The organism is Micromonospora sp. NPDC005257 (genome assembly GCF_042872445.1).
Classification (GTDB): Bacteria; Actinomycetota; Actinomycetes; order Mycobacteriales; family Micromonosporaceae; genus Micromonospora.
In genome coordinates this window covers 118282-140382 of sequence record NZ_JBIAKL010000008.1, presented here as the reverse complement: position 1 = coordinate 140382, position 22101 = coordinate 118282, and the positions used below count along the sequence as shown (strand labels likewise).

Here is a 22101-nt window from a genome sequence, read left to right as displayed (position 1 = left end):
TCCGGACTCGGATCGGTGGGGGCGGTGCCCTCAGCCTCACCCTTCCGGCGGCCCGGAATCAACCGAATTACCGACCGCTGGTCAGGTCCGGGCGACCCGCCGGACGATGCCGAGCAGCCAGTCCACCGCCACCACCAGCCCGACGCCGAACAGCGCCGAACTCGCGGTACGCACGTCCAGACGGACCAGTGCGCCGAGCGCGTCCAGCGGCGGCAGCCCGTCGACGGCGGCCCGGAAGTCGGCGCTCAGCAGGCCGATGCCGTGCCGCAGCAGCTCCTCGAACAGGACGGTCCTGGACTGAAAGAAGCCCTGTTCGGCGATGAGGTCGACCGCCGCCACGAACCTCTGGCGGGGGTGATCCTCAGAACAGCACTGTGGCGAGCGCGCCCACCGGGCGGAAGCCGCAGCGCTCGTAGACCCGCCGGGCGGGCAGGTTGAAGTCGTTGACGTAGAGGCTCACGGTGGGCGCGACCCGGTCCAGCGCGTCCCGGACCACGGCGGCCATCGCCGCGGTGGCGATGCCCCGGCCGCGCCACTCCGGCGCCACCCAGACGCCCTGCACCTGCGCGGTCCGGCGGGTCACCACGGCCAGCTCGGCCTTGAAGACCACCCGCCCGTCGACGAAGCGGGCGTAGGCGCGGCCGGCGCGGACCAGCTCGGTCACCCGCCGCCGGTAGCCGAGCCCACCGTCCTCGGCCAGCGGCGACACCCCGACCTCCTCGGTGTACATCGCCACCGCCGCCGGGAACAGCCGGTCGACCTCGGTGCCGCGCACCCGGCGCACGTGCGGGTCGGGCGCCACGGCCGGCAACGCGTCCGTGGCCAGCAGCGGCTGATTCGGGCGTACGTCCCGAGCCGGCCCCCAGTGCGCGGAGAGGCGGTCCCAGAGCCCGAGCACCGCGTCGGCGCGGCCCACTATCGAGGAACAGAGCCGGTCCTCGGCGCTCAACTGGTCGGCGAACGCGGTCACCGCCGACTCGGACGCGAGCACCGGGGTCAGGTTGCCGCCCAGCCAGCAGATCGACTCCAGGTTGCGGCGGGCGCCGTACCCGAGGATCCGCGCCTCCGCCCGCCACCAGGCCAGCCCGCGTGCCGACACCCGCTCGGCGACCTGCGCGCCGGCGTACGGGTCGAGATCGAGCAGCCGCTCGACCGCGCGGCGCTCCGACTCTCCCAGTTGGCGTACCGGCATCGTGAGCACGGTTACCAGCCTGCCAGATCCACCCCGGCACACGCGGGCCGACCGGGTACCCCGCTCAGGCAGCCGGCACCGGCAGCGGCTCGGGCGCGGCCGGCCGGGTCCGGGCGGCCCACCGCACCACCGGCGGCACCAGCGCGCCGAGCAGCAGGAACACCACGCCGATCACCAGCCAGCCGGGTACGCCCCACCCGATCGCCAGCGTGGTCACCACCACCGGGGCGACCATCGAACCGAGTTGCATGCCCATGCCGTACGCGCCCTGGTACTGGCCGTGCGCGTGCGCCGGGGCCAGGCCGAAGGAGATGCCCCAGCCGGCCGCCGCGTGCCACAGCTCCCCCACGACGTGCACCAGCGCACCGGCCAGCAGCAGCGGCACCGCCACCGCCACCGGTACGCCGCCGCCGGCCGCGAACAGCGCGCAGGCGACAGCCAGCAGGACGCCGGCCCGGCGGGCGGCCCGGCCCGCGCCGGTCAGGTCCTCGGTGCCGCGCGAGGCGCGGACCTGGAACAGGATCACCACCACCGTGTTGACGAGCAGGCAGACGGAGATGAGCCAGTTCGGCGCCGTGGTGTGCCCGGCGATCCACAGCGGCAGGGCGATGTTGATCAGCGAGAAGTGCATGGACATGAGCCCGTCCAGCACGGTGAAGGCGAGGAACGGGCGGTCCCGCAGCGCGATCAGCCGTGGTCCGTGCGCCGGGGCGGGCATCGGGGGCACCGGCGGGAGCCGCAGCAGCACCGCCGCGGCGAGCACATAGGTGGCGGCGTCGAGCAGGATCAGCGTGACGTACGCGCCGCGGGTGTCGGCGGCCAGCGCGAACCCGGCCAGAACCGTGCCCACCGAGATCCCGACGTTCGTGACCGCGCGCAGGTAGGCGCGGGTGCGCACCCGCTGGTCGGGTGGGACGGCGCCGGCGATCAACGCGCCCCGGGCACCCCGCGTGCCCGCGTCGGCGACCGCCATCAGCACACCGACGAGCAGGAAGCCGGTGAACGAGCGCACCGCGACCAGGGCGGCGGTGCACCCGGACGAGGCGAGCAGCGCGGCCATCTGGAGCCCGCGCGGGCCGAGACGGTCGGCGAGGTAGCCCATCGGCGTGCTCGCCAGCAGGCTGACCAGTCCGGTGAGGGTGAGCGCCACACCGACCTGGGCCACCGTGAGCCCGACCGACCGGGTCAGGAACAGCGCGCTGGCGGTGAGCCACGTGCCCCGCCCCACCGTGTTGACGAGGGTGGAGAGGGCGAGGGTCCGGGACGGGCCCGGTTCGGGGAGCAGGCGCACCCCGACACCCTAGCGAGACGTACGTACGGTTTGCAGCCGGATTTCCTCACCATCTTGTCGGCGATGCATTGCCGATATATCGTTGATGCATCAGCGACACGACGCCAGAAGGAGAACGCTGATGGGCTTCCATCGACGACGGATGCACGCCGCGCACGACGAGATGCACCGCCACGGCGGCTTCGGCTTCCCGCCCGTACCCCCGGGTCCGCCGCCTTTTTCCCCTGGACCGCACGGTCGCGGCCGGGGACGCGGCGGCCGGGGACGCGGACGCCGGCCCAACGTGCGCGGCGCCGTGCTGGCCCTGCTCACCGAGCGGCCGATGCACGGCTACGAGATGATCCAGGAGATCGACTCCCGCACCGGTGGGGCCTGGCGGCCCAGCCCCGGGTCGATCTACCCCACGCTGCAACTGCTGGAGGACGAGGGCGTCATCGCGACCGCCGCCGACTCCGAGGGCGGGCGCAAGCGGTTCGCGCTCACCGAGGCGGGCCAGGCCGAGGCGGCCGACGCGGCGCAGACCCCGCCCTGGGCGGAGTTCGCCGAGCAGACCGTCAACAGCTGGCACGACATCCGCGACGCCGGCGGGCAGGCCATGCAGGCGCTGCGGCAGGTGATGACCACCGGCACCGACGACCAGCGCGCCCGGGCCGCCCAGGTGCTCGACGAGACGCGGCGCAAGCTCTACGCCATCCTCGCCGAGTCCGAGTGAGCACCGCCCGGCTGGTTCGCCCTCTCCCCCCCTCGCCGCCGTGCCCGGCCCTGAGACGGCGCGTGCGGCCGCCCCCGGAGGGGGACGGCCGCACGGCGACGCGGGATCGGATCAGTGCACGGTGACGGTGGCGCCGCCCGGCACCAGTTCGCGCAGTTCCTCGGGGATCTCGGCGCCCATCTCGTCGGCGATCCGCAGCGCCTCCTCGATCAGCGTCTCCACGATCTGCGCCTCGGGGACGGTCTTGACGACCTTGCCCTTGACGAAGATCTGGCCCTTGCCGTTGCCCGAGGCCACACCGAGATCGGCCTCGCGGGCCTCGCCCGGGCCGTTCACCACGCAGCCCATGACCGCGACGCGCAGCGGCACCGGCAGGCCCTCCAGACCGGCGGTGACCTCCTCGGCCAGCTTGTAGACGTCGACCTGCGCCCGGCCGCAGGACGGGCAGGAGACGATCTCCAGGCCACGCTCACGCAGCCCCAGCGACTCCAGGATCTGGTTGCCGACCTTGATCTCCTCGACCGGCGGGGCGGACAGCGAGACCCGGATGGTGTCGCCGATGCCCTCGGCCAGCAGCGCGCCGAACGCCACCGCCGACTTGATCGTGCCCTGGAACGCCGGGCCCGCCTCGGTGACGCCGAGGTGCAGCGGGTAGTCGCACTTCTCGGCCAGCAGCCGGTACGCGCGGATCATCACCACCGGGTCGTTGTGCTTGACCGAGATCTTGATGTCCCGGAAGCCGTGCTCCTCGAACAGCGAGCACTCCCACAGCGCCGACTCCACCAGCGCCTCGGCGGTGGCCTTGCCGTACTTGGCCAGGAGGCGCTTGTCCAGCGAGCCGGCGTTGACGCCGATCCGGATCGGCACGCCCGCGTCGCCCGCGGCCCGCGCGATCTCCTTGACCTTGTCGTCGAACTGCCGGATGTTGCCCGGGTTCACCCGCACCGCCGCGCAGCCGGCGTCGATCGCCGCGAAGACGTACTTCGGCTGGAAGTGGATGTCGGCGATCACCGGGATCTGCGACTTGCGCGCGATAGCGGGCAGCGCCTCGACGTCGTCCTGCGACGGCACGGCGACCCGGACGATCTGGCAGCCGGACGCGGTCAGCTCGGCGATCTGCTGGAGCGTGGCGTTGACGTCGGCGGTGAGGGTGGTGGTCATGGACTGCACCGAGACCGGCGCGCCACCACCGACCGGCACCGGACCGACCATGATCTGGCGGCTGGCCCGGCGCGGGGCCAGCGGCGGCGGCGGTACGGGGGGCATACCGAGACTGACAGCGGTCACTTCAGGCACTCACCTTGAGAAGAGCGTGATGGGGTTGATGACATCGGCGGTGACGGTCAGCAGCGTGAACGCGCCACCGATCAGGATCACCGCGTACGTGAACGGCATGAGTTTGAGGTAGTCGACGCGGCCGGGGTCGGCGCGGCCGATGCGCGCGTAGAGCCAGGACCGCGCCCGTTCGAACCAGGCGATGGCGATGTGGCCGCCGTCCAGCGGCAGCAGCGGCAGCAGGTTGAACACGCCGATGAAGAAGTTCAGCGACACGAACAGCATGAAGAACACCATCCAGGCGTTGTTCTCCACGGCCTCGCCGCCGAGCCGGCTGGCGCCGACCACGCTGATCGGGGTGTCCATGTCGCGCTCGCCGCCGGTGATCGCGTTCCACAGCGCGGGCACCTTCTGCGGGATGCGCTGCATGGCGTGGGCCGTCTGCACTGCCATGTTGCCGGTGAAGTCGGCGGTGGCGCCGAACGCGGCGACCGGGCCGTACTCCACCCGCGTCGGGGTGCTGGGCGAGAGCGCCACGCCGAGCGCGGAGACCGACGAGGCGGCCCCCTTCGGATCGTTCAGCGGCGGGCGCTGCACCGGGGCCAGGTCGACCTTGGCGTCCTGCGACCGGCCGTCGCGCTCGAAGGTGACGGTGGCCGTGCCGGGTGGGGTGGCGCGGACCACGTCCTGCATGTCGCCCCAGGTGGACACCGGCTTGCCGTTCACCGCGGTGATCCGGTCGCCGTCCTTGAGCTGGGCCCGCGCGGCCGGGCTGGCCGGGTCGCCGGACTCGCAGGCGCGAACCTTGTCCACCGTGACGCACGGCGTGAGGGCGACCACCGCCGGTTCGGCCCGGTAGCCGGCCTCGGTGCTGGGAAACTTCGGGTTCGGCAGCCCGACCGACACCGCGATGATCCAGAGCGCGATCAGGGCCAGGGCGAAGTGGGTGATCGAGCCGGCGGACATCACGATCGTCCGCTTCCACACCGGGTAGCGCCACATGGCGCGCTTCTCGTCGCCCGGCTCGACGTCGTCGTCCTGCGGCGTCATTCCGACGATCTTGCAGAAGCCGCCGAGCGGGATGCCCTTGACTCCGTACTCGGTCTCGCCCCGCCTGAACGACCACAGCGTCGGCCCGAAGCCGACGAAGTAGCGCGTGACCTTCATCCCGAACGCCTTGGCGGTCAGCATGTGCCCCGCCTCGTGCAGGCTCACCGAGATGAGAATCGCCAGGGCGAACAGCACCACCCCGAGCAGATAGCTCATCGAGCTCCTTCCACCGACCCGACGATGATCTCCTGGGCGTGCGCCCGTGCCCACGACTCGGCGGCGAGCACGTCCTCGACGGTACCTGGTTCGTCGAAATCGGGAGCGTCCTCCAGCACCCGCTGGAGGGTGTCGACGATGCCGAGGAACGGCAGCCGACCCGCGACGAACGCGGCCACGCACTCCTCGTTCGCCGCGTTGTAGATCGCCGGACGGCAGCGCCCGGCCTCGCCCGCCGCCTTGGCCAGCGCCACCGCCGGGAACGCCGCGTCGTCCAGCGGGAAGAACTCCCAGGTGTGGGCGGCGGTCCAGTCGACCGCGGCGGCGGCGGCGGGCACGCGGTCCGGCCAGCCGATGCCCAGCGCGATGGGCAGCCGCATGTCCGGCGGGCTGGCCTGGGCGAGCGTCGAGCCGTCGGTGAACTCGACCATCGAGTGGATCACCGACTGCGGGTGGACCATCACCTCGATGTCGGCGTACGGCACGTCGAACAACTCGTGCGCCTCGATCACCTCCAGCGCCTTGTTGACCATCGTGGCGGAGTTGATCGTGACGACCGGGCCCATGTTCCAGGTGGGGTGCGCCAGCGCCTGCTCCGGCGTGACGGCGGTCAGCTCGTCGCGCCGCCGTCCCCGGAACGGGCCGCCGCTGGCGGTGACCACCAGCCGCCGTACCTCGCCCCGGGCGCCGCCACGCAGGCACTGCGCCAGCGCCGAGTGCTCCGAGTCCACCGGAACGATCTGGCCGCGGCCCGGGTGCCGCGCCAACGCGGCCTTGACCAGCGGGCCGCCGGCCACCAGCGACTCCTTGTTGGCAAGCGCGAGGGTACGCCCGGCGTGCAGCGCGGCCAGCGTGGGCGGCAGGCCCAGCGAGCCGACCACGCCGTTGAGCACCACGTCGCACGGCCACTGCGCCAGCTCGGCCATCGCGTCCGGACCGGCCACGATCTTCGGCAGCTTGAAGTCACCGGTGGCCCAGCCACGCCGGCTCGCCTCCGCGTAGAACGCGAGCTGGAGATCCTGCGCGGCGGACGCGCGGGCCACACCGACCGCCTCCACGCCCAGCTCCAGCGCCTGTGTGGCGAGCAGGTCCACGTTGCCGCCACCCGCGCCCAGCGCCACCACCCGGAAGCGGTCCGGGTTGCGCTTGACGATGTCGATGGCCTGGGTGCCGATCGAGCCGGTCGAACCGAGCAGCACGAGATCTCGGGGAGTGGTCACCGGCCCATTGTTCCCCAGCGCCCCACCCCGGTTCGTCCCGGAGTGCCCGGCGGCATGATCGACTCCAGTTCGCCGAGGTGGCGGTGCACGGCGAGAAGCGTCGGCGACTCGCTGACCTGCCCGGCCTCCACCTCCGCGTACGGCCGGCGCTCCAGGACGAGGCTACGGGGACGCGATCGTCCCGTCGGGCGCGGTGAGGTGCTCCAGGTGCCCCAATGGCAGGTGCGAGGGCTGCCACTCCAGGAACATCGCGGTGGCGTCGTCGTCGAGCTGGTCCTGCTGATAGGCGAGGACGGCGCGCACCAGCCGGCGCATCGTCTCCGGGCTGGGCAGCCGGTCGTTGAGGGCACGCTCGACGAAGTCGACGAGTCGGTCCAGCCCGAACCGTTCCCCGTCGTCGCCCCGGGCGTCGGTCATGCCGTCGGTGTAGGCGAGGACGCGGTCACCCGGGTGCAGCGCCTCCTCGTGCGCCCGCGGGCGCCGCGTCGACAGATTGCCCAGCCCGAGCGGCAGCGCGGTCGGCCCGGGCAGTGCCCGGACGGCCTTGCCGTCCCGCAGCAGCATGGCGCCGGGGTGGCCGGCGTTGATGATCCGCAGCAGCCCGGTCCGCCGGTCGAGTTCGGCGAGCAGCGCGGTCGCGAACATGCCGGGGTGTTCGGAGCGGACCCACCTGTCGATGCTGATCGCCGTGTCGACCAGGTCGAGACCGGTGCGCCGGGCGTTGCGATACGCGCTGACCACGAGCGAGGCCATCGCGCTCGCCTTGATCCCGTGCCCGCAGGTGTCGAAGAGCCCGACGCTGAGCACGTCACCGTTGAGCGCGTAGTCGAAGATGTCCCCGCCGACGTCGTAACACGGTTCGAGAATGGCGGTGACCACCAGGTCGTCCGTCGCGAAGGTCAGCGGCGGCAGCAGCCCCCACACGGTCTCGGCGGCGACCTGCATCGGCAGGCGGCGGCGGATCCGTTCCACGACGTCGCCGTAGAGCCGGCGGTTCACCAGGACCTGGGCGACGGCGACCGCCACCTCCCAGGCCGGCCGGTCCAGCGCGGGGTCGCCGGCGCGCGGCGACACGATCTCCAGCGCCCCCAGCCGTTCGCAGCCGAGCAGCAGGGGCACCCAGAGCCGGTCCGGGTGATCGGGAGCGCGCTGCACCTGGAGGCCGGTGAACGCCCGACCGGCCAGCGTCGTCTCGATCGTCAGCTCGTCCCGCGGCGCGCCCACGCCGACCAGGGGTACCAACGAGGACTGCGTGTAGTCAGCCAGGTAGATCACGATGTCGCTGGCCCCGATGGTGGGCGCGACCCGGTTCACCAGGAGCGCCAGGTCGTCCGGACCACCCCGGGCGGCGTTGAGGTGCAGCCAACGCGCCGCGTCGCCACCGTTGACCATCCGTGCCTCCCCCGTGTCTCCACCACCGTAGGAGGCCGAGGGCGAACTGCCAACGGCGCGGCTCAGGTCGGGCGTTCGAGGACGAAGGTCTCCAGTTCGACGCCGCCGTACCAGTCGGTGCGCACGCCCACGTGCGTCATGCCGAGCCGCCGCGCCACCGCCATCGACGGGTCGTTCCCGGCCGTCACCACCGCGTACACCCTCGGGGTGCCGGTGGCGAACTCGCGTTCCAGCACCGCGCGGGCCGCCTCGGTGGCGTAGCCGTTGCCCTGCGCGTCGGGGTGCAGGTGCCAGCCGACCTCGATGTCGTCGGTCAGGGTGAGGGCGTCGCGTCCCGGCAGCGGCTTGAGCAGGATGCTCCCGGCCACCGGTCCGCCGCCGCGCGGCTCGATCGCCCACAGGCCCCACCGGCCGGCGTACGGCGAATGGCGCTCCCGCCACGACCGGACCCGCTCGCGCGCCTCGGCGGGGTCGGTCATCCGCCCCTTGCCGCCGCCCAGCCAGCGCATCACCTCGTCCCGGGAGTAGATGTCGTAGATCCGGGCCAGGTCGCCGGGCGACTCAGTCCAGTCCCGCAGCACCAGCCGCTCGGTCATGGCGATCGTCATGCCGCCGGATCGTAATGCGTGGCGCGGGGTCGTACGGGGAACGAGAGGGCGATGGGCGACGGGTGGGATCGGGCGAAGCGGATCACGGCTGCGGCATTCCGGCCGGTCCGCGGCCGGGATCTCTCACTGCACGCCGCCGCCATCACCTTCTACGGCGCGATCGCCGTGGTGCCGGTGGCGCTGCTGGCGATCTGGCTGACCGGGCTGCTCGCCGGGGCGGACCGGGTGCGGCGGCTCACCGGCTACGCGGTCGACACGCTGCCCACCGAGATCGGCGCGCACCGGGCGGTCGCCGCGCTGGTCGAGGCCGGGCTGGGACTGACCCCGCTGCTGGCGCTGGCCTCGCTGCTGCCCGCCTCGCTGTACGGGGAAGGGCTGCGCCGCGCCTTCGTCTCGGTGGCCGAGCCGCGCGCCGAGTCCGGCGCGCTCGTCGGCTGGCGCGGCCGGCTGCTGCTGCTCCCGCTGCTGGCGCCGGCCCCGGCGCTGCTGCTGTCGATCCTGCTGGCGCTGCCACTGACCACCCGGCTGGTACGTCAGGGCGGCTGGATCGGCGCGCTCGGCGTGGTGCTGTCGTTCCTGGCGGTATGGCTGGTGCTCACGCCGGTGCTGATCTGGGTGTTCCGGGTGGTCGGCCCGGCCTCGCCGGACTGGCTCTCCACCGTCGGCCTGGGCTCGTTCACGGCGGCGAACCTGTCCGGCTTCCTGCACGGCTTCGTGCTGTTCTGCTCGCTGCCGCTGAACCTGGGCGTGCCGTTCGGCGGCTTCGACGAGATCGGCGGCGGCGTGGCGGTGCTGCTCTGGCTCTACCTGTTCCACGTGATCGTGCTGTCCGGCTACTCGGCCACGCTGGCGGCGAGCCGGTGGCGGGCCGCCCGGGTGGCGGCCCGCGCCTGACGGCTGCCGGTCAACGCCGGAACGGGCCGCGCACCTCGTACGTGATACCGCCGGTGCCGGCCCGGGCGCCGCTGGTGCCGCGTTGCGAGGAGAAGTAGAACCGGCTGCCGTCCGGGGAGAACGCCGGACCGGTGATCTCCGACTCGGACTGCCCGAGCAGCCGCAGGAACGGGGCCACCACACCGGCCGGCGTGATCACGTTGATCTCCATGTCGCCGCCGTCCTCGGCCACGTAGAGGTCACCGCCGGCGGTGCCGGTGACGTTGTCCACGCCGGTCAGCGGCGCGGCGCCGGCCGGCACCAGCGAGTCGTCGTACGCGAGGTCGAGCCGCTGGTTGACCGCGTCGTACGCCCACACCCGGTTGTCGCCCTTCGTGGTGAACCAGCAGGTGTCGTCGGCGTACCAGCAGCCCTCCCCACCGGCGAACGCCTGCGCCGCGCCGACCTGATGGCGGGTGGGCAACGGGAACCCGTCCCGGTCCGGCAGGTCCCGCCAGGTCACCGCACCGGTGACCTGGCCGTCCGGGGCGCAGAGCACCTGCACCCTGCCGGTACGCAGGTCGCCCCAGGTGTCCGGGATGAACCGGTAGAAGCAGCCGTCCGGCTCGTCCTCGGTCAGGTAGACCACCCGCCGCACCGGGTCGCAGGCCGCCGCCTCGTGCTTGAAGCGGCCCATCCGGGTCCGCTCCTCGCCGGACCGGCCGCCCTCGGGCCAGGTCTCGAACACCCGGCCCAGCGGCACCTCCTCGCAGGACAGCCAGGTCCCCCACGGGGTCGGCCCGCCGGCGCAGTTGACGTTCGTGCCGCCGAGGATCCGGTACGCGGCGACGATCGCGCCGTCGGCGGCGAACCGCACCGCCGAGGCGCCGCCGGCCAGCGGGACCTCCGAGTTGGAGACGTAGATCCAGCCGTCGCCGGACGGGAAGCAGGCGCCGCCGTCGGGCGCCGGGTGCCAGGTGTACGACGTGCCGGCGACCCGCTGGCCGGACCGGGCGATCACCCGGCTGGTGAAGCCGGCCGGCACCTGGAGGCTGTTGGCGTCGGCGGCCAGCAGGTCGCCGTACGGGCCGGGGCCGGGCTGGGCGGGCTGGGCCGGGGCGGCCGCGGCGGCCCAGACGCCACCGGCGAAGGCGGCGGCGCCACCGGCGGCGGTGACGCGCAGGACGGTACGACGATCCATCGGGGGTGACCTTCCCGGAAGCGGTGGGTGTCCCGTCGACGGTAGAACGGAAGTGCATCGACCGCCGCCACTACGGGGTGAACGCCCGGTGACGGCGCTGCCGGGTCAGAGGCTCTCGACGTACCGCTTGGCCTCTGCCAGCGACATGTGCGTGTGCTCCCGCACCACCTTGACCGCCTGGATCTTCTTCCCCCGGTGGAGCAGTCGCGCGGCCTCGGCCCGGACCGCGTCGTCGACGACCGTTCCCGGTGCCGGGGCGCCCGGCGACCAGGTTCCGCCGGAGGAAAGCGCGTCGACCGCCTGCTTCGCCTCCAGCAGCGACAGCCCGGTCTGCTCGCGCAGCAGCTTGACCGCCTCGACCTTACGACCCGCGTGGATCAGGCGGAGCACCTCGGCCTGGCCGCCGCCGGCCGGACGGTCCGGGGCGACCAGGTCCCGGGGGCGGTCGCGCCGCAGCACGAGCAGGAGGAGGAACACCACCACGACGAGCGCCACCGCGAGCGCGACCTGGACAGCCGGGGACATGCCAGGAACGGTAGCGCCCCGCCGCGAGCCCTCCCGCCCGTGCCCGGCCGCAGCTACGCTCCGCGGCATGAGCGAACGCACCGAGCGCAGCGAGGGCCGTGAGCACATGCCCGACCAGCAGCCCATGAGCGACGCGAGTGAGCTGCCGTCCCGCGCCGACGTCGTGGTGGTCGGCGCCGGGCACAACGGCCTGGTCTCGGCGATCCTGCTGGCCCGCGCCGGCCTCGACGTGCTGGTGCTGGAGGCGTCCGGCGTGATCGGCGGGGCGACCCGCACCGAGAACCCGTTCCCGAAGGTGCCGGGGCTGCGTCACTCCACCGGGTCGTACCTGCTCGGGCTGATGCCGCCGGAGCTGCTGGCCACGCTCGACGTGAGCATCCCGGTGCTGCGCCGCGACCCGCACTACTTCCTGCCCACGCCGGGCGGGCTCGGCTCGCCGTACCTGCTGGCGGGCAGCGACGTGGCGGCCACCCGGCGGCAGCTCGCGGAGATGTTCTCCCCCGCCGACGTGGCCGCCGACGACGCGCTGCAGGCCGAGCTGGCCCAGCTCCGGGAGGATCTCGCCCCGGCGTGGCTGGCCGAGCCGCTGCCGGTCGAGGAGACCGCCGAACGCTACGTGCGGCCCGCGCTGCGGCAGGTCTTCGCCGACCTGGTGCGTGGCTCGGTCGCCGACCACCTGGCCCGCTTCGACTTCCGCTCCGAGCTGCTGGTCAGCATGTACGCGGTCACCGACGGCCTGTCCGGGCTGAACGCCGGCCCGGACGACCCCGGCACCGGTCACAACTTCCTGGTGCACAACATGTGCCGCCTGCCGGGCGCGGACGGCACCTGGATGATCACCCGGGGCGGCATGGGCACCGTGTCGCGCACGTTCGCCGAGGCCGCCGAGCGCGCCGGGGCGCGGATCGTGGCCGACGCGCCGGTCACCGGAATCCGGCTGGCCGGGGACGCCGCCGCCGGGGTGACACTCGCCGACGGCCGGGAGGTGGACGCCTCCGTGGTGCTCGGCGCCTGTGACCCGTACCGGCTGATGGAGCTGTTGCCCGACGGCGCGCTCCCGGCGGAGCTGGGCGCGCGGATGGCGGCGGTCCGCAGCCCTGGCACCACACTCAAGCTCAACCTGGCGCTGACCGGGCTGCCCCGCTTCTCCTGCCTGCCGGAGGACGCGCCGAGCCCGTTCGGCTCGACCATCCACCTGCTGCCCGGCTCGGCGTCACTGGTCGGCGAGGGCGGCGAGTCACCGATGGCCGCGCTGCGCGGCATGTGGGCGGACGTGCGGGCCGGGCGGCTGCCGGACGAGCCGACCATCGAGTGGTACCTGCACACCACAGTCGACCCGTCGCTGTCCGACGACGCCGGGCACCACTCGTCGGCGCTGTTCGTGCAGTCGGTCCCCTACGAGCTGGCCGGCACCACCTGGGAGGCCGCGCTGCCCGGCTACGTCGAGCGGCTGATCGCGATCTGCGAGCGGTACGCCCCGGGCGTCGGTGACCTGGTCGCGGACGCGGTGCCGCTGCCGCCGCCCGGCATCGAGGCGCACTTCGGCATCACCGGCGGGCACATCCACCACGTCGACAACACTGTGTCGTTCACCGACCGGATGCCGTACGCCACGGGGGTGGACGGTGTGTACGCGGGCAGCGCCGGCTGCCATCCGGCGGGCAGCGTGATCGGCGCGGCAGGGCACAACGCGGCCCGCCGCATCCTCGCCGACCTGTAAGGAAGGGACCTCTGTCCACACGGCGTCCGGGTGAGCCCGATGGCGCTCACCCGGATGCCTGTACCCGACCGTCAGATGACCGCTTCCCCGGCCGGTGCCGGCGTCCCGGCGTCGGCGCGGTGCGCGCGGATCTTGTGCCCGACACTGGTCAGGCACCGCCCGCTCGCCAGGTCGAACTTCCAGCCGTGCAGCTGGCAGGTGAGCTGGTCACCCTCGACGATGCCGAACCGGCTCAGATCCGCCTTCAGGTGCGGGCAGCGCCGCTGCACCACCCAGCCGTCGAGCGTGATGTCCTCGGCGTCGACCGCCCGCTCGTGCTCGTCGTACCAGCCCTCGGCGTACTGGAGGCGCTCCTCGGACAGGCACTTGAAGAAGGCGTAGACGAACTCGTTGTACTGGCCGATGCGGGCCGCGGAGAATCGGCAGGAGAGGAAGAGGGAGTTGACCCAGTCCACCTCGCCGATGTGCAGCAGGTGCTCGATCAGCGCCCGCTCGGTACGGAACCGGTAGCGGACCTTCTCGTCCGCGTACGGCCGTACCTCCTTGCCCGGGAAGTCCACCACGATGGATTCGACGCTGTCTCCGTCGTAGCCGACCAGGTCGAAGCGGACCGGGCCGCCGACGCCCTTGGCCAGGTAGATCGACTCGTCCAGCAGCGGCTCGATCCGGCGCTTCATCTCGCCCAGCACGTCCACCTCGGGGTGCCGCCAGGACGCCTTCTCGGCCTCGATGACCGGGCGCTTGCGCTCCCGCATCTCCTCCAGGTGGGCGACCTTGTTCGCGAAGAACTCCTCCACCGGCACCGGGTGCGTGGTGGTCGCGCCCTCGGTGGTGATCTCCGAGACGCTGCCCGGCAGCAGCACGATGCCGTTCGTGCCGCCGACCTTGGCGTACTCGGACAGGAACACCGACTGGTCGGGGAAGATGTTGCCCTCGTCGCCGAAGATGTCGTTGAACTGCCACAGCTCGTCGTCGAGGAAGCACGGCGGGCCGGCGATCGGGAAGACGTGGTCGGCCTTCAGGTCGTCGATGTAGCGCCAGGTGCGGTCGAACTGCCGGTCCCGCTTCTGCTTGCCGAACGCCGTCTTCGCCGCCTGCGGCAGCTCGTAGACCATCGGGTACCAGATCGCGCCGGAGAACTGGAGCATGTGCGCGTGTACGTGGCCCAGCTCGGCGAAGACGGTCAGGTCGGTCGGGCGGGCGTCGTTCTGGTTGAGCAGCCGGACGCCGTCGTACTCGACCCAGAGCGAGGAGTCGCCGATCGGGCCGTCGGTCGGGCTGGTCAGCGCCTGAATCATGATCTTCAGGCCGCCGGGCAGCTCCACCACCTGCTCGTTCGGTGCCTTGAGGAACTTCGTGAAGCCCAGCTCCCGGAACTCGTCCTCCATCTCCGAGGTGGGGAACTCGGGCAGCAGCACGGTGGCGTCCTTCGACACGAAGTCACGCAGGTGCTTCGCGTCGAAGTGGTCCCGGTGCAGGTGCGACACGTACAGGTAGTCGACCTGGCCGAGGGCGGCCCAGTCGAGCTGGGAGTTGTCCGGGAAGGGGAACCACGAGGCGAAGTAGGCGGGGTTGACCCACGGGTCGCACAGGATGCTGCCCGCAGCCGTGTCGATCCGCATGCTGGCATGCCCCGTACCGGTCACTCGCACCGCAGTCCTCCTCAAAAAGGCATCAGGTGTACGTCAAGACGCTACCGGAGGCAGTGTGCTCGCCGTCCCGCGACGCCCGGTAGTGGCCTGGGCCCCGACCGGGACAGGACCAACGACCCGGGCCGGCCGGACGGCCCGCTGTCGCCCGCCCGGGTCATCCCCGGCACAGGAGGTCGGACCCTGCGCCGGGCCCGGTTACCGGCGTGCCAGACTGATCGGAGATCCGATCGCGAGGGAAGGACCGACAGTGGCAGGAGACGAGCCGGTAACCGCGCCAGATCAGCACAAGCCCGGACACCGCAAGTCCGGACGGATCGGTGCGGTGCTGTCGGCGGTGGCCTTGGTTCTGATGGGGTTCTGCGGGATCGAGGAAGGCCGGGTGGAGCACATCTGGCTCTTCGGGATCGCCGGGCTGCTGATCGCCATCGTCATCGGCGACGCCGTGCTGCGCCGCAACGGTCTGCGGTCCTGACGCGCGGCGCCCACGGTAGTGCGCGAAGGGCCCGCCCCCTGTCCGGCCTGTCCGGGGGCGGGCCCTTCGTCGTCTCGTGACCGCCGTCAGCGGCCGAGCAGGATGTCCTGCACGTCCTTGAGCGCGGCGTCGACCTCGGCCTCGAAGTAGCCACCGGGCACCAGCCCGAAGCGCAGCGTGTCCAGTTCCTTCGGGCTCACCGGCATCGGGTTGCGCCCCTGCATCCCGCCGAGCAGCGTCTCGAAGAACCGGTCGACCTGGCCCGGGTCGTACCCGCTACCGAACCGGCGGACCTGGAAGCTGCGCCGGATCTGGTCGACCCGGTGCAGGTCGCTGCCGGGCGGGCCGGCCATCGGCGGCCCCACCATCGGCGGACCGGCGGCCGGCGGACCCACGATCGGCGGGCCGGTCATGGACGGGCCCGGGCCGTAGCCGTGGTCCGGCGGACCGTAACCCGGGTCCGGCGGGCCGTAGCCGGGCTCGGGAGCGCCGTAGCCCTGCTGCGGCAGCGCGGGCGGACCACCGGGGCCACGACCACGCAGCTCGCGCTCGGGCATGCGGATCTCGGCGGTCATGTCGGCCCGGCCCCGCCGGCCGGCCTCGAACCCGTCGAAGCGATCCTCCGGGCCGAACGCGCCGGTCCCGCTCTCCGGGCCGTAACCGCCCGGGCCGCTGTCCGGCGGACCGTACCCGCCGGGACCCTTGTCCGGACCGTAGCCGCCAGGGCCGTTGTCCGGGCCGTAACCGCCCGGGCCGCTGTCCGGCGGACCGTACCCGCCGGGACCCTTGTCCGGACCGTAGCCGCCGGGGCCGTTGTCCGGGCCGTAACCGCCCGGGCCGGGCGGCAGACCGCGCGGCGGCGGGCCGCCGTGTCCCATCGGCGCACCCGGGCCCATCGGGCCGGGGCCACCCGGACCGCGCGGGCCGTCGTAGCCACCGCGCGGGCCGTCATAGCCACCGGCGAACGCGCCGGTCGGCTCGTCGTAGCGGCTGCCGTAGCGGTCGGCGGGCGGGCCGGGCTGGGCCGGCATCTGCCGGGGCGGCATCGGCGGCTGCGGCACCGGCGACATGCCCCGGTCGTCGCGCATCGGCGGCGGGCCCAGCCGGTCGGCCATCCGGGGGTCGCCACCGCGCCCGGCCGGTGCGCCACCGCGCTCCTCCAGCTCGGCGAGCTGCCGCTCGACCCGGTCGAGGTGCAGGTCGACCTGCCACTCGTCGTAGCCGTTGAAGCGGACCCGGAAGACGACGTCGTGGACCTCCTGGGAAGCCACGGGCGCGCCGACCGGCTGGCCATCGAGTGTCGCCTCGACCCGGTCCAGGAAGGCGTCGACCTCATCGACCTTGTAGCCCCTGCGGAGCGCCTTACGCCGGAAACGCTGACCCTGACTCGCCACTATGTCTCCTGGTCTCGTACCGCTACGCCGTTGCCGCGCGTGAGTCGCCGTCCGTGTCCTCGGCGGCGGCGAGCTGCCCACAGGCCCCGTCGATCTCGCGTCCCCGGGTGTCGCGCACCGTGGTCGACACACCGGCGTCGCGCAACCGCCGGACGAACTCCCGCTCGACCGGCTTCGGGCTGGCGTCCCAGCGGCTGCCCGGAGTCGGGTTGAGCGGGATCAGGTTCACGTGGGCCAGCTTGCCGGCCAGTAGCCGCCCGAGCAGATCGGCTCTCCACGGCTGGTCGTTCACGTCCTTGATCATCGCGTATTCGATGGACACGCGACGTCCCGTCGTGGCCGCGTAGTCCCACACCGCGTCCAGCACCTCGGACACCTTCCAGCGCTGGTTGACCGGGACGAGTTCGTCGCGCAGCTCATCATCGGGGGCGTGCAGCGACAACGCAAGGGTCACGGAGAGGTCTTCGCTGGCCAGTCGGCGGATCGCCGGCACCAGGCCGACGGTCGAGACGGTGATGTGCCGCTGCGACAGCCCCAGCCCCTCCGGCGCCGGGGCGACCAGCCGGCGGATCGCCGCCACCACCCGCGCGTAGTTGGCGAGCGGCTCGCCCATGCCCATGAACACCACGTGCGACAGCCGCGGCGGCGACCCGGCCACCACGCCGGAGGCGGCCACCCCGGCCAGGTAGACCGCCTGGTCGACGATCTCGGCGGTGGACAGGTTGCGGGTCAGCCCGGCCTGGCCGGTGGCGCAGAACGGGCAGGCCATGCCGCAGCCGGCCTGGCTGGAGATGCAGACGGTCACCCGGTCCGGGTAGCCCATCAGCACGCTCTCCACCAGCGAGCCGTCATGCAGCCGCCAGAGCGCCTTGCGGGTCGCGCCGTCGTCGCAGGCCAGCTCGCGTACCGGGGTCAGCAGCGTGGGCAGCAGCTCGCCCGCCAGCCGCTCCCGGGTCGCCGCCGGCAGGTCGGTCATCCGCTCCGGGTCGCGCACCAGGCGGCCGAAGTAGTGGTTGGAGACCTGCTTGGCACGGAACGCGGGCTCCCCCAGCTCGGTGACGAGCGCCTGCCGGCCCGGCAGGTCCAGGTCGGCGAGGTGGCGGGGAGGCATCGCGGGCCGGCGGCCGCGGGCGTCGGGGTCTACGGAGATCAGCGGGAGGCTCGTCATGGCGCGTCCAGTCTGACACGCTCCCGCCCGGACGCACCCGCCCCTACGTGTCGAATCGCCCCCGGCCGGCCGGGCCGCCCCGGCTCGACGCCGTGATTCACGCCTCAACCCGTCACCGGGACGAAGACCGCGAGCAGCAGGTACGCCACCGGCACGGCGAACAGGACCGAGTCGAGCCGGTCCATCAGGCCGCCGTGCCCGGGCAGCAGGTTGCTCATGTCCTTGACGCCGAGATCCCGCTTGATCATCGACTCGGCGAGGTCACCGAGCACCGCCGCGACCGAGATCGCCATCCCGAACAGTGCGCCCCACCAGGGGGCCACGTCGAACAACGCCCACAGCAGCGCCGCGCTGCCCGCCGCCGCGGCGGTCACCGAGCCGGCGAAGCCCTCCCAGGACTTCTTCGGGCTGATCGTGGGCGCCATCGGATGCTTGCCGAACGACACGCCCGCGGCGTACCCGCCGGTGTCGGAGAGCACCACCGCCGCCAGCGTCACCAGCACGCGCAGGGCCCCGTCGCCGGGTGCCGCCGCGAGCATGGCCGCGAACCCGGCGAGGAACGGCACGTACACCGCGATCAGGGTGGCCGCGGTGAGATCGCGCTGGTAGTCACCCGGCCCGTCGCCCAGCCGCCAGATCATCGTGCCCAGCACCGTGACCAGCAGCCCGAGGCAGAGCGCGTCGGGACCCGCGTACCAGGCCAGACCCACTGTGATCACGCCACCGGCGACGAGCGGCGCCAGCGGCGGGTGGGCGCCGCTGCGGCGCGCCGCGCGGGCCATCTCCCAGATGCCGACGCCCACCGCCGCCGCGAGCACGGCGAGGAACGCCGGCATGAAGAAGAACAGCGGCACCACGACCGCCGCGGCGAGGGCCACCCCGACGCCGATCGCCGCCGGCAGGTTGCGCCCCGCCCGGGACGTCGTCGGCGCGACGCTCGGCGGACGTTCCGCGCTCGCCCGCCGCCGCCCCCGGCCCCGGCGACCGGCCGGCGGCTCGGGCTCGGGCGTCGGCGCGGGCTCGTCGCGTACCGCCGGAATCTGGTCGGTGGGCTCGTCCCGCACCGGCGCGATCTGCGCGGTCGGGTACTCCTCGTCGCGGGTGGGCTCACCCCACGGGCCGTCGTGCTCCGGCCCGGCGGGCCGCCCACGGTCGCCGGCCGGCGGTCCGTCGTACCGGCCGGGGCCGTCGTGGTGCCGCGAGGTCGTCGGGTACGGCCCGGCGTACGTGTCCGGGGCGGCGTACGTGTCCGGGGCGGGTCGCCAGGGGCCGGGCTCCAGCTCGGTGTCCGGCCAGGGCAGGGACGGGGCAGCCGGGCGGTCCCAGCCGCGCGGCTCGGTGCTGCCGTAGGGGTCGGGGTGGGACATCACGCACCGGCAGCCGGTACGAGAGCCACCACATGACGCAATACCAAGACCATCCCCTACCGGCGTGAGACTTCCTGTTTTACCGACCGACGGCCGGGCGACTCCCGCCGCTCACCCGTGGTGGTCGGGAATCGTGCCGAGCCTACTGCACCCGCCGGAGCGCCGAGGGTGTGCGCCGCCGGGCACGACGACGGCACCGGGCCGTCGCCCCGTCGGGGCGACGGCCCGGTGCGGTGCCGTGTGGGGTACGCGGGTGCTCAGACCTCGAGCAACTCGCTCTCCTTGTGCTTGACCAGCTCGTCGACGCCTGCGACGAAGCGCTGGGTCAGGTCGTCCAGCTCCTTCTCCGCGCGCCGGCCCTCGTCCTCGCCGACCTCGCCGTCCTTGACCAGGCGGTCCAGCTCCTCCTTGGCCTTGCGGCGGATGTTGCGGACGGCGACCTTGGCCTCCTCGCCCTTCTGCCGGGCGACCTTGATCATGTCGCGGCGCCGCTCCTCGGTCATCTGCGGCAGGACGATGCGGAGCTGGTTGCCCTCGTTGTTCGGGTTGGCCCCGAGGTCCGAGTCGCGGATCGCCTTCTCCATGGCGCCCAGCTGCGAGTTGTCGTACGGCTTGATGATCACCATGCGCGGCTCGGGCACCGCGATGGACGCCATCTGCGGCAGCGGGGTCGGGCTGCCGTAGTAGTCGATGAGGATCCGGGAGAACATGGCGGCGTTGGCGCGTCCGGTACGGATCCCGCCGAACTCCTCCTTGGCGTGCTCGATGGCACGCTCCATCTTCTCCTCCGCCTCGAGGAGGGTGTCGTCGATCACCGGTCTCCTCGCCTCCTTCTGTCGCTCGTCGTGTGTGGTGCGGGTGCTGCCGTGGCAGAGGGACCGTCGCCGGTCCGGCGGGCCGGTCAGGCCGTGATCAGGGTGCCGATCTTCTCACCGCCGACGGCGCGGACGATGGTGTCGTCGCCCTGCGCGCCGAAGACCAGCATCGGCAGGCCGTTCTCCATGCAGAGGCTGAACGCGGCGGCGTCGGCCACCCGCAGGTTACGGCGCAGCACCTCGGAGAAGGTGATCGAGTCGAGCTTGCTCGCGGTCGGGTCGATCCGGGGGTCGGCGGTGTAGACCGCGTCCACGCCGTTCTTGCTCATCAGCACGACGTCCGCGCGGATCTCCAGCGCCCGCTGGGCGGCCACCGTGTCGGTGGAGAAGTACGGCATGCCGGCGCCCGCGCCGAAGATGACCACGCGGCCCTTCTCCAGGTGCCGGATCGCACGCAGCGGGATGTACGGCTCGGCGACCTGTGCCATGGTGATCGCGCTCTGCACCCGGGTCTCGATGCCCTCCTTCTCCAGGAAGTCCTGGAGGGCCAGGCAGTTCATGACCGTGCCGAGCATGCCCATGTAGTCGGCGCGGGCCCGGTCCATGCCGCGCTTCTGCAGCTCGGCGCCGCGGAAGAAGTTGCCGCCGCCGACCACCACGGAGACCTGCACGCCGCGGCGTACCACGGTGGCGATCTGCCGGGCGATGCCCTGCACGACGTCGGGGTCGACACCGATCGCACCGCCGCCGAAGACCTCACCGGAGAGCTTCAGCACCACCCGGCGGGACCGACCGGGCGGAGGGGCGGTCGGATCTTCCACCGCCAGGTTCCGGTCACTCACAACCTGCGTCATCCGCCCCGCCCCTTCTCCCCGCGCATTGCGCGGCTGTCGCGTACGTGCCCCTGCCGACCCTATGTGACGAGGAGGCCGCGGTGCCTGTCGCGTACACCGGCGGCCTCCTCGTCTACGTTCTCCCCTGTGCCCGGGCCGGAGGGCCCGGTGCGGCGGCTCAGGCCTGGCCGACCTCGAACCGCAGGAAGCGCGTCACCTCGATGCCGGCGTCGGCCAGCACCTGCTTGACGGTCTTCTTGTTGTCGGCGACCGACGGCTGCTCCAGCAGGACGAAGTCCTTGAAGAAGGCGTTTACCCGGCCCTCGACGATCTTCGGCAGCGCCGCCTCGGGCTTGTTCTCCTCGCGGGCGGTCTGCTCGGCGATGCGCCGCTCGGACTCGACGGTCTCGGCCGGCACCTCGTCGCGGGTGAGGTACTTCGGCCGCATCGCGGCGATCTGCATGGCCACCGCACGCGCATCCGAGGCAGCGGCCTCGTCGCTCTTGCCGGTGAACTCGACCAGCACGCCGACCGCCGGGGGCAGGTCCTGGCTCTTGCGGTGCATGTAAACGGTGGTGTTGCCGTCCAGCTTGGCGAAGCGGTTGAGCACCAGCTTCTCGCCGATCTTGGCGGACTGCTCCTGGATCAGGTCGGCCACGCTCTTGCCGTCGATGCTGCTGGCGAGCAGCTCCTCGGCGTTGGTGGCGCCGCTGGTCACGCCGTGCTCGACCAACTGCTGGGCCAGCGCGATGAAGGCGTCGTTCTTGGCGACGAAGTCGGTCTCGCAGTTGAGCTCGAGCAGCGCCTGGCCGGAGTGGGCGACGAGGCCGTTGGCGGCGGTACGCCCGGCCCGCTTGCCGACGTCCTTGGCACCCTTGACGCGCAGGATCTCGACGGCCTTGTCGAAGTCGCCCTCGGCCTCGGTCAGCGCCTTCTTGGAGTCCATCATGCCGGCGCCGGTGAGGTCGCGGAGCTTCTTGACGTCCGCGGCGGTGAAGTTGGACATGACTCTCTCTTCGGTGTCAGTGAGGTGGTCTGGGGTGCTGGTTACCCGGTTCCGGGCCGGTTCTGCCCGGCGTACCCGTCGCGTCCCCACCGCCGGGAATCCGGACGGTGGGGACGCGA

General features: G+C 72.7%; 21 protein-coding genes. 4 read left to right on the top strand and 17 right to left on the bottom strand.

Annotated features, from left to right (window positions below; all coding sequences use genetic code 11):
- Positions 1–81: 81 nt before the first annotated feature.
- From ACFYO8_RS18440 to ACFYO8_RS18430, 3 genes are read right to left on the bottom strand one after another with little or no spacing between them, the layout of a single operon-like run.
- A complete protein-coding gene (locus ACFYO8_RS18440) occupies positions 82–339 on the bottom strand; it encodes a hypothetical protein (protein WP_354865708.1) in 258 nt (85 codons plus the stop codon).
- 22 nt (positions 340–361) lie between these two features.
- Positions 362–1201 carry a GNAT family N-acetyltransferase gene (locus tag ACFYO8_RS18435; protein WP_354865710.1) on the bottom strand — a complete coding sequence of 280 codons (840 nt, stop codon included), beginning with the start codon at positions 1199–1201 and terminating at the stop codon, positions 362–364.
- 55 nt (positions 1202–1256) lie between these two features.
- A complete protein-coding gene (locus tag ACFYO8_RS18430; RefSeq protein ID WP_354865712.1) occupies positions 1257–2483 on the bottom strand; it encodes an MFS transporter in 1227 nt (408 codons plus the stop codon).
- Between the two features lie 121 nt (positions 2484–2604).
- Here ACFYO8_RS18430 and ACFYO8_RS18425 point away from each other — a divergent pair, with 121 nt between their 5' ends.
- Positions 2605–3195, top strand: a complete 591-nt coding sequence (locus ACFYO8_RS18425; protein ID WP_354865714.1) for a PadR family transcriptional regulator — start codon at positions 2605–2607, stop codon at positions 3193–3195.
- Between the two features lie 111 nt (positions 3196–3306).
- Here ACFYO8_RS18425 and ispG read toward each other — a convergent pair whose 3' ends face one another.
- The 5 genes from ispG to ACFYO8_RS18400 form a co-directional block, all read right to left on the bottom strand.
- The gene (gene ispG / locus ACFYO8_RS18420) at positions 3307–4482 is read right to left on the bottom strand and encodes a flavodoxin-dependent (E)-4-hydroxy-3-methylbut-2-enyl-diphosphate synthase (RefSeq protein WP_354865716.1); all 1176 of its coding nucleotides are present in this window, start codon (positions 4480–4482) and stop codon (positions 3307–3309) included.
- 9 nt (positions 4483–4491) lie between these two features.
- On the bottom strand, positions 4492–5736 hold the full coding sequence (locus ACFYO8_RS18415; RefSeq protein WP_355015022.1) for a site-2 protease family protein: 1245 nt from the start codon (positions 5734–5736) through the stop codon (positions 4492–4494).
- The gene (dxr, locus tag ACFYO8_RS18410; protein ID WP_354865720.1) at positions 5733–6956 is read right to left on the bottom strand and encodes a 1-deoxy-D-xylulose-5-phosphate reductoisomerase; all 1224 of its coding nucleotides are present in this window, start codon (positions 6954–6956) and stop codon (positions 5733–5735) included. Before dxr ends, ACFYO8_RS18415 begins: the two co-directional genes overlap by 4 nt.
- A gap of 162 nt (positions 6957–7118) precedes the next feature.
- Positions 7119–8348 (bottom strand): PP2C family protein-serine/threonine phosphatase, encoded by a 1230-nt coding sequence (locus ACFYO8_RS18405; protein ID WP_354865722.1) that lies wholly within the window; start codon positions 8346–8348, stop codon positions 7119–7121.
- A 62-nt stretch (positions 8349–8410) separates the two neighbouring features.
- Complete coding sequence (locus ACFYO8_RS18400) at positions 8411–8956, bottom strand: GNAT family N-acetyltransferase (RefSeq protein ID WP_354865724.1); 546 nt, start codon at positions 8954–8956, stop codon at positions 8411–8413.
- A gap of 51 nt (positions 8957–9007) precedes the next feature.
- Between ACFYO8_RS18400 and ACFYO8_RS18395 the strand changes: the two genes are divergently transcribed.
- A complete protein-coding gene (locus ACFYO8_RS18395) occupies positions 9008–9850 on the top strand; it encodes a YhjD/YihY/BrkB family envelope integrity protein (RefSeq protein ID WP_354865726.1) in 843 nt (280 codons plus the stop codon).
- 10 nt (positions 9851–9860) lie between these two features.
- On the opposite strand, the gene ACFYO8_RS18390 is transcribed toward ACFYO8_RS18395, so the two are convergent.
- Entirely contained in the window at positions 9861–11030 is a 1170-nt protein-coding gene (locus tag ACFYO8_RS18390; protein WP_354865728.1) for an alkaline phosphatase PhoX, read from the bottom strand.
- Between the two features lie 105 nt (positions 11031–11135).
- Positions 11136–11555, bottom strand: a complete 420-nt coding sequence (locus ACFYO8_RS18385; protein ID WP_354865730.1) for a 50S ribosomal protein L7/L12 — start codon at positions 11553–11555, stop codon at positions 11136–11138.
- A 124-nt stretch (positions 11556–11679) separates the two neighbouring features.
- Between ACFYO8_RS18385 and ACFYO8_RS18380 the strand changes: the two genes are divergently transcribed.
- Entirely contained in the window at positions 11680–13275 is a 1596-nt protein-coding gene (locus ACFYO8_RS18380; protein WP_354866014.1) for an NAD(P)/FAD-dependent oxidoreductase, read from the top strand.
- A 71-nt stretch (positions 13276–13346) separates the two neighbouring features.
- Here the strand turns inward: ACFYO8_RS18380 and ACFYO8_RS18375 are convergent, their stop codons facing one another.
- Entirely contained in the window at positions 13347–14927 is a 1581-nt protein-coding gene (locus ACFYO8_RS18375; RefSeq protein WP_354865732.1) for a Rieske 2Fe-2S domain-containing protein, read from the bottom strand.
- Positions 14928–15174: 247 nt separating this feature from the next.
- Here ACFYO8_RS18375 and ACFYO8_RS18370 point away from each other — a divergent pair, with 247 nt between their 5' ends.
- Positions 15175–15399 carry a hypothetical protein gene (locus ACFYO8_RS18370; RefSeq protein ID WP_354865733.1) on the top strand — a complete coding sequence of 75 codons (225 nt, stop codon included), beginning with the start codon at positions 15175–15177 and terminating at the stop codon, positions 15397–15399.
- A gap of 86 nt (positions 15400–15485) precedes the next feature.
- Here ACFYO8_RS18370 and ACFYO8_RS18365 read toward each other — a convergent pair whose 3' ends face one another.
- The 6 genes from ACFYO8_RS18365 to tsf all read right to left on the bottom strand — a co-directional run bounded on the left by ACFYO8_RS18365 (position 15486) and on the right by tsf (position 21982).
- Entirely contained in the window at positions 15486–16793 is a 1308-nt protein-coding gene (locus tag ACFYO8_RS18365; protein ID WP_354865735.1) for a DivIVA domain-containing protein, read from the bottom strand.
- A 22-nt stretch (positions 16794–16815) separates the two neighbouring features.
- Positions 16816–17961 carry a 23S rRNA (adenine(2503)-C(2))-methyltransferase RlmN gene (rlmN, locus tag ACFYO8_RS18360; RefSeq protein ID WP_354865737.1) on the bottom strand — a complete coding sequence of 382 codons (1146 nt, stop codon included), beginning with the start codon at positions 17959–17961 and terminating at the stop codon, positions 16816–16818.
- A gap of 104 nt (positions 17962–18065) precedes the next feature.
- Positions 18066–19328: a phosphatidate cytidylyltransferase gene (locus tag ACFYO8_RS18355; RefSeq protein WP_354865739.1), complete on the bottom strand. Its 1263-nt coding sequence runs from the start codon at positions 19326–19328 to the stop codon at positions 18066–18068.
- A gap of 257 nt (positions 19329–19585) precedes the next feature.
- Positions 19586–20143 carry a ribosome recycling factor gene (gene frr, locus ACFYO8_RS18350; RefSeq protein WP_354865741.1) on the bottom strand — a complete coding sequence of 186 codons (558 nt, stop codon included), beginning with the start codon at positions 20141–20143 and terminating at the stop codon, positions 19586–19588.
- A gap of 86 nt (positions 20144–20229) precedes the next feature.
- The gene (pyrH, locus tag ACFYO8_RS18345) at positions 20230–20997 is read right to left on the bottom strand and encodes a UMP kinase (protein WP_354865743.1); all 768 of its coding nucleotides are present in this window, start codon (positions 20995–20997) and stop codon (positions 20230–20232) included.
- A gap of 157 nt (positions 20998–21154) precedes the next feature.
- Positions 21155–21982, bottom strand: a complete 828-nt coding sequence (tsf, locus tag ACFYO8_RS18340) for a translation elongation factor Ts (protein ID WP_354865745.1) — start codon at positions 21980–21982, stop codon at positions 21155–21157.
- Positions 21983–22101: the final 119 nt, after the last annotated feature.